Source organism: Idiomarina tyrosinivorans, from assembly GCF_003987475.1.
In the GTDB taxonomy this organism is placed as follows: Bacteria; Pseudomonadota; Gammaproteobacteria; order Enterobacterales; family Alteromonadaceae; genus Idiomarina; species Idiomarina tyrosinivorans.
The window spans coordinates 31,586-45,823 of record NZ_PIQH01000005.1 but is presented as its reverse complement, the minus strand read 5'-3'; the positions used below and the strand labels follow the sequence as shown (position 1 = coordinate 45,823).

The 14,238-nt window shown below is 47.3% G+C and carries 10 protein-coding genes; 9 read left to right on the top strand and 1 reads right to left on the bottom strand.

Annotation, left to right across the window (positions count from 1 at the left end; translation table 11 throughout):
* The first annotated feature begins 98 nt into the window (after positions 1 to 98).
* The 9 genes from CWI84_RS06280 (at position 99) to CWI84_RS06240 (ending at position 13,485) form a co-directional block, all read left to right on the top strand.
* Complete coding sequence (locus CWI84_RS06280; RefSeq protein ID WP_126841734.1) at positions 99 to 365, top strand: DUF4212 domain-containing protein; 267 nt, start codon at positions 99 to 101, stop codon at positions 363 to 365.
* An 8-nt stretch (positions 366 to 373) separates the two neighbouring features.
* Positions 374 to 2,080: a sodium:solute symporter family protein gene (locus tag CWI84_RS06275; RefSeq protein ID WP_126841733.1), complete on the top strand. Its 1,707-nt coding sequence runs from the start codon at positions 374 to 376 to the stop codon at positions 2,078 to 2,080.
* 72 nt (positions 2,081 to 2,152) lie between these two features.
* Positions 2,153 to 3,976 carry a DUF294 nucleotidyltransferase-like domain-containing protein gene (locus CWI84_RS06270; protein WP_241968746.1) on the top strand — a complete coding sequence of 608 codons (1,824 nt, stop codon included), beginning with the start codon at positions 2,153 to 2,155 and terminating at the stop codon, positions 3,974 to 3,976.
* 2 nt (positions 3,977 to 3,978) lie between these two features.
* The gene (locus tag CWI84_RS06265) at positions 3,979 to 4,632 is read left to right on the top strand and encodes a 3'-5' exonuclease (RefSeq protein WP_126841731.1); all 654 of its coding nucleotides are present in this window, start codon (positions 3,979 to 3,981) and stop codon (positions 4,630 to 4,632) included.
* A 233-nt stretch (positions 4,633 to 4,865) separates the two neighbouring features.
* On the top strand, positions 4,866 to 7,853 hold the full coding sequence (locus CWI84_RS06260; protein ID WP_126841730.1) for a TonB-dependent receptor: 2,988 nt from the start codon (positions 4,866 to 4,868) through the stop codon (positions 7,851 to 7,853).
* A 200-nt stretch (positions 7,854 to 8,053) separates the two neighbouring features.
* Positions 8,054 to 11,023, top strand: coding sequence for a TonB-dependent receptor (locus CWI84_RS06255; RefSeq protein ID WP_126841729.1), 2,970 nt, complete (start codon positions 8,054 to 8,056; stop codon positions 11,021 to 11,023).
* Between the two features lie 479 nt (positions 11,024 to 11,502).
* Positions 11,503 to 12,261, top strand: a complete 759-nt coding sequence (locus tag CWI84_RS06250; RefSeq protein WP_126841728.1) for a LytR/AlgR family response regulator transcription factor — start codon at positions 11,503 to 11,505, stop codon at positions 12,259 to 12,261.
* A gap of 67 nt (positions 12,262 to 12,328) precedes the next feature.
* A complete protein-coding gene (locus CWI84_RS06245; RefSeq protein ID WP_126841727.1) occupies positions 12,329 to 12,910 on the top strand; it encodes a FlgO family outer membrane protein in 582 nt (193 codons plus the stop codon).
* The gene (locus CWI84_RS06240; RefSeq protein ID WP_126841726.1) at positions 12,907 to 13,485 is read left to right on the top strand and encodes a FlgO family outer membrane protein; all 579 of its coding nucleotides are present in this window, start codon (positions 12,907 to 12,909) and stop codon (positions 13,483 to 13,485) included. Before CWI84_RS06245 ends, CWI84_RS06240 begins: the two co-directional genes overlap by 4 nt.
* Before the next feature lie 30 nt (positions 13,486 to 13,515).
* On the opposite strand, the gene CWI84_RS06235 is transcribed toward CWI84_RS06240, so the two are convergent.
* On the bottom strand, positions 13,516 to 14,238 hold the full coding sequence (locus CWI84_RS06235) for a DUF1499 domain-containing protein (protein WP_126841725.1): 723 nt from the start codon (positions 14,236 to 14,238) through the stop codon (positions 13,516 to 13,518).

The following is a 14,238-nucleotide window of genomic DNA, read 5'->3' as shown; positions in this document are numbered from 1 at the left end:
TTTATACGACCAAAGTCCTATTCCTCGATCATAAAAAGCGGACTAGATTCGACATTGACCCAATAAATATAACATGTTTTTAACAGGAGGGGACGTTTATGGCATTTCAAAGTGCAGAACATGCCAAGGCGTATTGGCGCGAAAACCTTGGGCTCATGCTTAAACTGCTGGTGGTCTGGTTTGTCGTTTCATACGGGTTCGGGATTCTTTTGGTAGATGCCCTTAACCAAATTACCTTTTTCGGCTTTAAGTTGGGCTTTTGGTTTGCTCAGCAAGGCTCCATTATCACCTTTGTTGTGCTGATTTATGTCTATGTCAAAGGCATGGAAAAAATCGATAACAAATACAACGTGCACGAAGACTAGGGGGCGCTATGGATATTCAAACGCTTACGTTTATCATTGTCGGCCTTACTTTCGCGCTTTATATCGGTATTGCGATTTGGTCTCGTGCCGGCTCAACCAACGACTTCTACGTGGCCAGTGGCGGCGTTCATCCAGTATTAAATGGTATGGCGACTGCCGCGGACTGGATGTCGGCGGCGTCATTTATTTCCATGGCAGGGATTGTTGCGTTCGCGGGCTATGACGGCTCGGTTTACCTGATGGGGTGGACTGGCGGTTATGTGTTGCTGGCGCTCTGTTTGGCACCATATTTGCGTAAATTTGGTAAGTTTACCGTGCCAGACTTTGTCGGCGACCGCTATTATTCGCGAGCGGCGCGGATCATTGCCGTATTGTGTGCAATCATTATTTCCTTTACCTACATTGCGGGACAGATGCGCGGCGTTGGGGTAGTGTTCTCTCGCTTCCTCGAAGTTGACATCGCGACCGGCGTTATCATTGGCATGGTGATTGTGTTCTTTTACACCGTACTCGGCGGTATGAAAGGCATTACCTACACCCAGGTGGCGCAATACTGTGTATTGGTATTCGCTTACATTGTTCCAGCCGTGTTTATCTCGCTGTTAATGACCGGCCACGTGCTCCCACAAACGGGCTTTGGTGCCACCCTCGCTGATGGCTCCGGGCAATACCTATTGCAGAAACTCGATGGCTTATCGGTTGAACTCGGCTTTACCGAGTATACCGAGGGCGCTCGTAGCATGGTGGATGTGTTCTTTATCACTGCTGCTTTGATGGTGGGTACAGCAGGTCTACCACACGTGATTGTACGCTTCTTCACCGTGCCTAAAGTGCGCGATGCACGCCGCTCAGCGTTTTGGGCGTTGGTGTTTATTGCCGTGGTGTACTTAACCGCACCAGCAATTGCTGCGTTTGCTAAAGTGAACCTGTTCAACACCATTAACGGTCCAGAGATGACCGGGGTGTCGCATGAGCAAGCACCGAGTTGGGTGAAAAACTGGGAAAAGACCGGTTTGATCCAGTGGCAAGATAAGAACGGTGACGGCAAGATGTTCTACTCGGGCGATGAACGCAACGAGATGAAGATCGATCGTGACATCATGGTATTGGCTAACCCTGAGATTGCTAACTTACCAGCTTGGGTGGTCGCGTTAGTGGCCGCGGGTGGTATCGCTGCTGCACTATCAACCTCAGCAGGCTTGTTACTGGTGATTTCAACTTCGATATCCCATGACTTGTTAAAACGTACCTTGATGCCAAATATCAACGACCGCCAGGAACTGATGTATGCGCGCTTTGCCGCAGCCATTGCGATCCTGTTGTCTGGCTACTTCGGGGTTTATCCACCGGGCTTTGTGGCGCAGGTGGTCGCTTTCGCGTTCGGCCTCGCGGCATCGAGTTTCTTCCCAGCGATCATCTTGGGCATCTTCCATAAACGGATGAACCGTGCCGGTGCTGTCGCGGGTATGGTTGTCGGTATTGTTTTCACTCTGGCTTATATCATTTACTTCAAGTTTATTAGCCCAGAGTTGAATAATCCGCAGCATTGGATACTCGGTGTATCACCAGAGGGTATTGGTACGCTCGGTATGATCATTAACTTTGTGGTTGCCATTGTGGTGCATAAGCTAACTGGCGATGCTCCCGATGACATCCAAGAAATGGTTGAATCGATTCGCTACCCTAAAGGTTCGGGAGCGGCCTCTTCTCATTAACCTCCCGTTTTGCCGCCGCAGTTTCTCTGCGGCGGCCTTTTCTTTTTTTGGTTGGACGGCTAATTTCTGATCATGAAAGACTTTCTGCAACAATGCCCACCCTTTGACCAACTGAAGGCCGACGAACTCGATTGGGCGATTAGCCAATTGCAGTCGGTTTACATGAATGAGCAAAACGCCAACGAGGTTTTACGCGACTGTCGACCGGCACTTTTTATTGTCCGCTCGGGAGTGTTTGATTTACGTTCCCAACAAGGGCGTTTACTAGAGCGTTTAGAGGTGGGCGATCTATTCGGCTATCCGTCGTTGTTAAGTGGTCGGCCGATTACCAACCATATTGCAACGCAACAGGATGGCATTGTCTATGTGTTATCGGGCGCAGCTTTTGATCGGTTACGCAAAGCTAACCGTGACTTTGAGCAATATTTTATTCAAGCCCATGGGCAGCGTTTACTGGCTGAGCAGAACAACAAAGAGAGTGGCAGTGACTGGGTCAATCAGCCGATTCAACAGATACTGCAACATGCTCCGGTCAGCATTCCCAGCACAACCACCATTGCCGCAGCGGCGAGGTTGATGTCTGAACAACAGGTGTCATCACTGTTGGTGGTTGATGACCATCACCTTGTTGGTATTCTGACCGACCGCGACATACGCAACCGCGTGGTCGCTAAGGGCTTGAGCTACGAGGTGGCGGTTAATGTGGTGATGACGCCGTTACCCGCAGCGGTAAACGCTCGGCGTTCGGTATTAGAAGCCCTCACCACCATGACTTCGCATAACGTACATCACCTGCCCGTGGTGGATGATAACGAACAGCCGGTAGGCATGATTACCGCAACCGATTTAATGCGAATACAGCGCAGTGAACCGGTGTATTTGATCAGCGCACTGCATAAAGCCGAGTCACGCCAACAACTCATTGCCGAGGCGGAAAATCTTCCAGAATATCTGCAACGCTTTGCCGACCGAGTAAAAGATACTTCGGTGGTCGGGCGGTTGATGGCCTCGGTTACCGACACTATGACCCGTAAACTCATTCAACTGTATGAACGAGATTATGGCGTTGCGCCGGTGGCGTACCATTGGTTGGCCTTCGGTTCGCAGGGCAGGGAAGATCAAACGCTGAGTTCCGACCAAGATAATGGCTTACTCTACAGTAGCGCGCCGACAGCCAGCCAAGAACAATGGTTTGCTGGCTTGGCTGCCTCTGTGTGTGAAGGCTTGCACGACTGTGGTATTCCGTTGTGCCCTGGCAATATCATGGCCAGTAACCCTGAATATCGGGGAACCGAGCAACAGTGGTTAGCACGGTTTCGCGGCTGGACTGAGAGTCCAACACCAAAAGCCCTAATGTATTGCCAAATCTTTTTTGATAGCCGTTCGATCATGGGCTCGGGGCGTCATTACCGCGAGTATCGACAGAAGGTCGCAGCGCTGGGGCAGCAATCGGTGTTTATAGCGAATCTTGCTATTCTAGTTAACCAAATTTCAGTGCCACTCGGACTCTTCAACCGTTTGCGTACTCGCTCCAGTGAGCAAGGCGAGCTGATCGATATCAAACGGTATGGCATTGCGGTAATTAACGATATCGCACGTTTGTACGCACTCGAAGCCGGGCTGACGGACGCCGCGACGCCACAGCGGCTAAATGCCTTGCGCGGTAACCGCTTACTTAATCGGCAGGATAATCAGTCGTTACTCGATGTTTGGCAGTTTCTCACCCAGTTGCGGTTACAGCATCAGTTAGCAGTGTGGGGAACCACGCAAGCGAAGAACGCGATTGACCCTGAACAACTCAGCCCAATGATGCGGCGCCAGTTAAAGTCGGCATTCCGGATAATTAAACAAGCACAGCAAGGCGTGGGCTTGAAGTTCGGACGCCAGGGGTATTAATTGTGGGCTATTGGCTCAATCGCTTAGCCAGTTGGTACCAGCGCCGCACGCTGTTAAATAGGCCGTGGCAACAGTTACGTTATGTTGCGCTTGATATTGAGACTAACGGCTTAGACCCAAAGCAACACGATATTTTAGCCATAGCGTGGTTAAGTATTAACCCGCCGTTGATGGACATCGGCCACGCCGAACACCATATCTTCCCCGCTGATCACGTAGTTTTGGGACAAAGCCCTGTCATTCACGGGTTAACCCGTAATGATTTTACTGCTTGCTCAGCGCCAAAACAGGTGTTGCAACAGTTAGCTATCGATTTACAAAACGCTGTATTGGTTTGTCATCATCGTCGGCTGGACTGGGCTTTTTTGCAATCTGCCGCTAAACACTACGGTATTTCGCTCAAGCCCTTGGCGATTTTTGATACCCTTGCGTTTGAGCAACAGCGCCTCCAGCGGCAGCCGCAATATCAGCATGGTTTACCGCCAGCGCTGCTGACGCTATCGGCTTGCCGTGACCGATACCTTCTTCCTCAATACACCGCCCATAATGCGTTAGATGATGCTATCTCCTGTGCCGAGCTTTTTCTTGCCGAGGTTTATCAAGCAGCGGATGAAAACGCCCAAGTGGGTCAACTTTTGCGACGCTTTTTTAATTAACCACATCTAAATAACATTTAGCTATGCAGTTTCGGCGAAATTTTGCGCGGGAGAAAAACGCAAAGAATGTAAAAAAAAATGTATCTGGGACGTGATCTTTGTGATTAAAGGTGGTAAAACTGTGATGAATGCAACAGTATTTTACATGCATTTAACTTGTTGCTACATTTGTCGCGTTGCTGTGGCAGATGCAACAGCAAGAAAAACAATAACGTTCCAGGGAGTTTTAACTCATGAGAAATAAATTCTTTAAGCGTACGCTAACAGCTGCCGCTGTTGCTGCAGCGATGGGAATCTCAGCGGGTGCTTTAGCGCAAAGCACCACCGGTAGCATTACAGGTAAGGTTGTTGGTACTAACCAGCAAGCTATCAGTAACGCCACTGTTACTATCCGCAACCTTGAAACAGGGTACACTCGTACCATCGAGGTTGGTGAGGAAGGTCGCTATCGTTTCCCTTCATTACCATCAGGTCGCTACGTAGTGACTGCTAATGCAAGTGGTTATGAGCCAACTAAAACTGATGAATTCACTATCAGTGCTGGTAGCTCACGTGAAATGACTGTTCCACTCGCTAGTGGTATTGAAACGATTGACGTTTCCGGTTCAGCTATCTCTATGGTAGATACCTCTACATCTGGTAGCTCGTTAAACATCAGTGAAGCGCAAATCGACCGTATTCCAGTTCCACGTAACGCAACATCTGTTGCTTTGTTGGCACCAAGTACTACAGCGGGTGATAGCCGGTTTGGTAATCTAGCATCATTTGGTGGTTCATCAGTTGCAGAAAACCAAGTGTATATTAACGGTTTGAACGTAACGAACTTCCGTAACGGTACTGGTTTCTCTGACGTACCTTTCGAATTCTACAAGGAATTCGAAGTATTAACGGGTGGTTACTCTGCAGAATTCGGGCGTTCTACTGGCGGTGTTATCAACGCAGTAACTAAGTCAGGTACTAACGAATTTGAAGCTGGTGCTAGCGTTTATTATCAGCCAGACAGCCTTCGTGAAGACTCACCTAGCACCTATCGTGCAAATGGTGAAGCACTGTTGTACAACGGCGCTGATTCACGCCGTGATCTTGAAGCAAACTTATACGTATCTGGCCCAATCATTGAAGATACGTTGTTCTACTATTTGATTTATAACCCACGCGATATTAAAGCAGAAAACGCGGGCTCTGAAGGTGGAAGCTTATTCGTAGATTCATCTGACGATGCATTCTGGGGCGCCAAAGTTGATTGGCAAATTAACTCAAACCACCTGTTAGAGTTCTTAGCATTCTCAGACTCAAGCACTACTGACACTTTGAGCTACAACTACGATATCGACACAGGTGTTGATAACTCGGTTGAACCTGCTGATTCGTATCAAGAAACAGGTGGTGACAACTGGTCAATTAAATACACTGGTTATTTAACTGATGATCTGAGTGTTACAGCCCTTTACGGTAAGAATAAGTACTCAATTACTTCAAACTCTGGTTTGTTCTCGCAATGTACTCTTATTCAGGATACTCGCGAAGTTAAGCCTTACGGCTTGAACTTGGGTTGTGCTGATGCCTCTACCTACTTTGGAGAGGTTGGTGAAGACGAGCGTGAAGCAATGCGTATCGACTTCGAATGGTATTTAGGTGATCATTTGCTACGTTTCGGTTTAGACCGCGAAGTAAACACCTCATTCAGCCAACAAGCATACTCTGGTCCTGAAGGTGCTTACTACTTGATTTACGATGCCGAGGCCGGTGCTGAACTTCCTAATGGTGCTGAGATTCCTGCGGGCGTAGATACGTATGTGTCTAAGCGTGTTCGTACTGTTGGTGGTAATTTTGAAACAGTTGCTTCGGCTTTCTATGTAGAAGACAAGTGGTCAATTACACCAAATCTTACTGCAACCCTTGGTTTGCGTAACGAGCGTTTCGAAAACAAAAACGCTGCGGGTGATGCTTTCGTTGAAATCTCTGATATGTGGGCTCCGCGTTTGGGCTTAGCATGGGATGTTAACGGCGACGGTGAATCTAAAGCATTTGTTAACGTGGGCCGTTACCACTTACCAGTAGCTAACAACACCAACATTCGCTTGTCAGGTAACGAGTTCGATCAGCGCACTTATTATCTGTTAGATGGTGTTACGCCTACAACGATTGCTGGTCGTGACGTTTATGAGTTGAACTTGGGAGACCAATTAGGTGGTCCATCTACTAACGCAGATGGTTCAGTACCTGATACTCGCTCAGTTGTTGACTCTGAAATTAAAGCGATGTACCAAGATGAATTTATCTTGGGTTATGAATCAGCTATCGCAGATAACTGGTCATGGGGTATCCGTGGTATCCATCGTGTACTTAACGGTGCTATCGACGACATGATCGTTGACCACGCTATTCAAGAGCAGTTCGGATGTAGCGAAGATTACGCTGATCTTAAATACAACGTTTACGGTCCACAGTATGTTTTGGGTAACCCAGGTGAAGACATGCGCGTGTTCACTGACACTAACTGTGATTTCGTAGATGATGCATTTGCGACATTGAAAGCTGAGAACCTTCGTTATCCAGACGCTGTTCGTAAGTACAACGCTGTTGAAGTGACTCTTGCTAAAGCTTGGGATGCGAAGTGGTCGTTCAATGCATCGTACACTTGGGCACACAGCTACGGTAACACCGAAGGTTTGGTTAAATCAGACATCGCTCAAGACGATGCTGGTATTACTCAGGACTTCGACTTCCCAGAGTTGATGGATGGTGCTTACGGTAACCTTCCAAATGACCGTCGTCATACCTTCAAAGCGTATGGTGCGTATGCGTTAACTGATAACTTGACGTTAGGTGCTAACTTCAACCTAACATCGGGTCGTCCGACTAACGCGTTCGGTATTGGTCATCCAACAGGTGTTCCTCCTTACGGTGACACATGGTATGTATGTTCGTCAGACTGCGGTACCGACGATGCAGAGTATCAATTCTTCCCACGTGGTACCTACGGTTCTACACCATGGACTGCGCGTTTAGACTTGAACGCTACTTACACCATGAACATCAGCGATTTCGAAACGAAATTCCGTGTAGACGTGTTCAATGCTCTTGATGCGTCAAGCGTACAACGTATCGATGAATTTGCTGAATCAGGTACTCCAGGAGTTCGTAATCCAGACTTCTTACTACCTACTTCATACCAGACTCCTCGTTACGTTCAGTTGAGCGCTTCAATCCGCTTCTAATTGAACCTTCGAGAAGGTATCGAAATGCAAGCCCCGCATCTGCGGGGCTTTTTTTATCCCTCAAATAGCTGTTTTCATCACGCAAACTGTTAAGTAGCAATCAATTTGCAACAACTCCGTTAACAAACTCCTACATTCGTATGCGTCGGAAATTCATTCCGATCAGCTGATAATAAATACGATTCAGGGAGTTTTAACTCATGAGAAATAAATTCTTTAAGCGCACGCTAACCGCTGCCGCTGTCGCTGCGGCGATGGGTTGCGCAGTACCTGCTCTTGCGCAGAACTCTGGCGGCTTTTTGTTGGGCCAGTCAGTTAACCGCCAAGGCGAAGTGATTTCCTCAGTTGAAATTACTATTACTAACTTAGAGACCGGTCTGACCCGTACGGTAACTTCTGGTGAAGACGGTCGCTATCGCTTTCCATTATTGCCGCCCGGTCAATATTCCTTAAAGGCAACTAAACCAGGCTTTGGCACTTTGAAAGAAGAGTTGTTGAATGTTCGTGTGGGTGGTCGTACGAATATCGATTTAACCATGGTTGCTGAAAATGCAATGGAAACTATTGAGGTTTCTGGTTCTGCGATTTCAATGATAGATACCACTTCGGCTGAATCCGAAATGGTTATTGGCCAGGACTTCCTTTCTAAAATTCCAGTACCTCGTGACTTGTCATCGGTTGCATTGTTGGCGCCTGGTACTACCCGTGGTGACTCTGCTTTTGGCAACTTGGCGTCATTCGGTGGTGCTTCGGTTGGTGAAAACGTCTACTACGTTAACGGTTTGAACGTCACGAACTTTCGTAACGGCTTAGGTGGAACTGAACTACCATTCGAAATGTATGAGACCTTCGAGGTGAAAACGGGCGGGTATTCAGCCGAGTATGGCCGTTCAACTGGTGGCGTGATCAATGCAACCACTAAATCTGGTACTAATGACTTCCATTGGGGAGCTAGTGCGTATTTTGAACCTGCATCTCTTCGCTCAAACGCGCCAGATTACGTTCTAACCGACCAAGATGCTATCGACGAAAACGGCTCTAAATATTGGCTGACCAACGGCAACGACGAGGTTGGCGAAAATAACTATAATATTTGGGCTAGTGGTGCATTAATAGAAGATAAATTATTCTTCTTTGGTTTGTTGAATTATAAAGATCGTATCAGTGATTTCTCTACCGCGACAGTTGACTACGATCGCGATGCCGCAGACGTATTGTATGCAGCCAAAATCGATTGGTATGTTACGGCTAACCATATTTTAGAGTTCACGGGCTGGGATAACTCAAGCTCATTAGATGCCGCTAAATACGATTTCGATTACGGAACCGACAAGCGAGGCCGCGAATTAGGTCAATACGTATTGGAGCGCGGCGGTCAATCTTATGCTTTAAAATATACGGGTATTTTGACTGACGATTTAACGTTGAGTGCGCTTTACGGTGTAAATAAAGCGAGTTACAGCAACTTAAACACTAGTGAACCTCAACCTCCAGTGGTTGAATATTATTCAGGCATTCAGTTTACCCAGTATGGTTTGACTTCTCCGTCTATTCAAAACGATAAGCGCACGGCATATCGCGTGGATATCGATTGGTATGTTCATCCAGATCACACTATTCGAGCTGGTATTGACTACGAAGATCTCGAAGCGTACGAAGACACCAGTCGCATCGGTGATTCGAATACTTTATACCAATATTATGGTTGTGATCCTGCCGCAGTAGCGGCCCTTGACCTAGAAAATGCGAATTGTTCGAATGTTTTATTTAATACCTATGTTAACAAAGGTAGTTTCGAAACAAAGTCAAACGCATTTTATGTTCAGGATACTTGGTATATCACACCAGATTTGGTTGCTCGTTTAGGTCTTCGTAATGAAACCTTCGAAAACTATAACAAAGCTGGTGATAAATTTGTTGATGTCAGCGACCAGTGGGCGCCACGTTTAGGCTTAAGCTGGGATGTTAATGGTGATGGAACAAGTAAAGCGTTTTTGAATTATGGTCGCTATTATTTGCCGGTTGCAACCAACACTAACATCCGTCTAGCAGGTGATGAGTTATATACCGTTACAGGCTATGCCGTTCAAGGACTAAACGACGATCTTACGCCTATCGTTGATGAATCGGCGCCTTTGACAACAACGGTATACAGCGATGGCACATTAAAAGGGACTGATGAAACCGTAAATGCTAATCTTGACCCGATGTATCAAGACGAATACATCATGGGTTATGAAACGCTACTCACTGAAGGCTGGACCGCCGGTATTAAAGCAACTTACCGCGACCTCAAATCCTCTCTTGAAGATGTCGCTATTGATGCAGGCTTTAACAGGTATCTTGAAGATGAGTTTAACGCAAGCTGCACAAATTGTGATGGATTTCATTACTACGTGCTGACCAACCCTGGTAATGACGTAACTATTACGACAGACCCAGATGGTGCTTCTGGACCATTAGAAGATCAAGCGTACACAATTCCTGGCAGTTACTTAGGCTACCCAGATTCGGTGCGTAAGTACATGGCGGTTGACTTAACATTAACTCGCGCATTTGCTGATGACTGGATGTTAGATGCTAGCTATACGTGGTCGCACAGTTGGGGCAACAATGAAGGTTTTGTGCGTTCAGACAACGGCCAGACTGATGCCGGTTTAACAACCAACTTTGACCAACCTGGATTGTTAGATGGTGCATACGGTAACTTACCAAATGACCGTCGCCACATGGTTAAAGTTCGTGGCTCATATTCGTTGACTGACAACTTTAGCCTAGGCGCTAACTTCACATGGGAATCTGGTCGTCCAAAAAATGCTTTTGGTTTCCATCCTACAGACGCGTTCGCTTCACTTTATGAAGCCGAATCGTTCTATCGTGATGGTGAACTAGTGCCGCGCGGCTCTCTTGGAAGAACACCAAGTAACTGGCGCTTAGATATGAGTGCTCGTTATGCAACACAAATTAACGGTGCTGATGTTGTATTCCGCGCTGATGTATTCAACGTATTTAACAACGACGAATACACGGAAATCAACGAGATATCTGAAGTATACGGCGGTGGTCGCGCAGACGGCGGGTACGCAGGTATAGCAAGTAATTTGTATGGCTTACCTACCTCATACCAGACTCCACGCTATGTTCGTTTGAGTGCAGAAGTGAAGTTCTAAGAGAAATATGACTTTGTAAGAAGTCAGATAGATAAAAACCGGAAACAGGAAACTGTTTCCGGTTTTTTTATCTAAACTGCTGATGCCTCAAACCTGTCCCGCCCCAAGTGCATTAACTTTTTAGGTCTGATAAGCAGACTCGTGTAACGGTTTGAACTGTTCATCACAAATCGAACAGCCACTGGCGAATCACGGCACAATAACTATGCACTTGTAGATTCCCTGGAACGGATAAACAGTGCATTGCGGGGGCTTCGGCTCCCGCTCCTTCTTTAACCGTACGAAAGTATGGCAACGAAATGTATATGCCGATAAAACGCTATAATCATGGATTGTAAAAATATTGTTGTTTTGTCGGGGGGCGAGTGTATCAAGACGCGCTATTTGTACATTGGATTGCCGCATTAATCACAAATTCTCCAGCCTGTTGCTGGCTGTCATACGATGTCCTACAAGGCAGTGTGGCAGAGGATTCCCGAGTGTCCCGCAAAATTGATGTATGGATGCAAAACAATAAGCCGTTAACAAATGGGACCTTTTTTCCTGCGGAGCTTGATGACAGTGCTTTACTCGCTGTATCTCGGCAGTTCGATTCATTGGAACATTTACACGAATTGAGTGGTAAAGCCGATGGTCAACTACCAGACTGCGTATTCCTGACAACAGACTTGCTCTCCGGACAATTCGAAAAAGATATTTTCACCATCTTATCATCGGGTATTCAATGTTACTTTGTGGTGGGTGACTTCCCTTCACATCAAGTCTGTCAAATTGAACAGCAATACCTGCACCTAGTTCCTTGCGACCATTCCTATAACGATTGGTTAGATTTATTATTGTGGCTACAGTCGTCGCTTAATAAAGGCTATCAGGGTAATGGCATAGCAACGGATAATTACTCGAAAGTCATTCCCGTCCGTTCGGTCGGTCGAATTAAATTGGTCGCGGTGGACGACATCATGTGGATTCAAGGCGCGGCTAACTACGTAGAGCTGCATTTAGCCAATCAAATGTTACTGCATCGCGATACCATGAGTTCGCTTGAACGGCGTCTGAACTCTGACAAGTTTATTCGGATTCACCGTTCCACTATCGTTAACTTAGATTATGTTCGCGAAATCAGCAGCGAACTGGGGCGTTACACCTTAGTGGAAATGAACAATGGTAAAGAGCTAAAAATCGGTAACGCCTATCGTAAAAGTCTATTTAATGCGCTCGGAATTGATGCTGCTTCTTAACCAAAATGGCTTAACTTTTTCTCAAGTCCGCCGATAACGGCTATATCAAGCATTATTGGAGAGAGACATGGGTTTGAAGCCACTGATTTTTGCGCTTTGTGCCTCCGTAAGTGTTTGCCTTAGCGCCGCTGCTGGCGTTTGGGTGAGTGAGCAGGGCACGGGCCAACAACGCCTAGCAGAAAAACTCGCGCAACAACTCGCACCGCAATTACACCGCCAGCAACAAACGCATCAATCACTGGCGTTTACGCGGTTAGTAATGGCCGATACCTTGCAACCCCCGATAAAAGCGGATTCATTGTATTCTGTCGGCTACGGCCTAACAGAAGCGCTCGCCAATGAATTGCAACGTTACTACTCGCCCATTGTCGAAGTTCGCTCGCGCGCTTATTTAGAGATTAGTGACAAAGGCGTGACCAATCTCAGTAACGATGCCGATGAGTTGAATGATTTTCCCAACGTTGACCGCATTTTAGTGGGTACCTTGAGCCGTGAGCCGCAAGGCGTGAGAGTGCGCGTGAGTGTGGTTGATCGCCGTAGCCAAAAAGTGATCGCCAGTGCTGATAGCCTGCTGCCGAAAGCCGCCTACAATGGTAATCGTCAGCTTGAGTTAGTGAACGGTCACTTACAACGGGGAGTTACGCCATGAAAGCATTAACAGCGGCTGTTGTGGTTACGGCACTACTTTCTGGGTGCGCCATGACAGCCAATCAAACGATGCACCAACAAACGCAGGCAATGGTGGCAGCACAGCAGCCCGCTACCGCGCCATATGCGGACGAGATTGCAAAACAATTAGCCGAGCAAAGCAAAGACCACCAAGCCGATTGGAAAGTCGGGCTAACGCATTTTATTCGAGTGGATGGTGATTACTACCAGGCGACACCATTGTCGAAAGTGCTTTCCGAAGAACTCTTTGTGAGCCTGTATAACAATGGTTTTACTGTATTGGACTATAAAGTACCCAATATGATCCGGGTGACGAAACACGGTGACTTTGCGCTCAGTAACGACTATTTGGAACTTAATGAAGTGGTGCCGATTTCTCACGTGCTGGTGGGGACGTTGGCGGAGCATGAGAACGGCACTATGGTGACGGTGCGGTTGGTTAATTTAAAGAGTAAAAAAGTGGCCGCTGTGGCACAAACCTTAGTGCCCGATAGTGCGTTACGCGCGATCGATTTAACCCCCAGCAAACCGCTATTAAGAAAAGCCGCACCGTAAAGGCGCGGCTTTTTTTGCCACTTTAACGGCTTACTTAAGCTGTTGTTGTAACTGTTCTAAGAAGTTACGAATGCGTTCGGCGTTTTTGCCGACATCGCTTTTACCGACGCGCGACACACTGCGAACATCGACATTGGTCGCGCCATTGTCTGGACTAATCCGAATAACCACGTCGTCTTTAAAGCCAAACCACGTGGTGGTGTCAGTGGCTTCAATACGCCCTAACGGCTGATTAGCGCTGACTAACTGCCAACCCATAGCTTTTACCACTTGCTGCGCTGCCTCGAATACTTGTTCGGCACCTTGCTGCAGATGCAGGGTTTTGATATCCGGATAGGCCTCGAGTTGTTGCTGAGCGACCGCTTCACCACCATAGTGCGCATCGTTTGGTGCATTCATACGCAACGGCAGAATAGCGACAAACTCAGGAGGGTTTTGGGTATCGGTGGTGATGTCGTGAATCGGTGGTACCGACTTCGCTTTCTGCATCATTTGGTATGGCATGTAAAACGAAATAAACCCGGCTAACGCTGCTAGCGCAACCACTGAAATGTGTGGGCCATCTTTTTTTCGAAGCAGCAGCAGAATAATATTCAATATCACCGCCGCTGCTCCCAAGTATGCCGCCCAGCGGAACAGCAAAAACGCGGTGCCGAGATCAACCAGTTCAAAACGGTAAACTGGGCCAGATACCAACAGCAGTGCCAGCGAGACAAACCCTAACCACAAAATAAACGCATGAATGAATTTCAT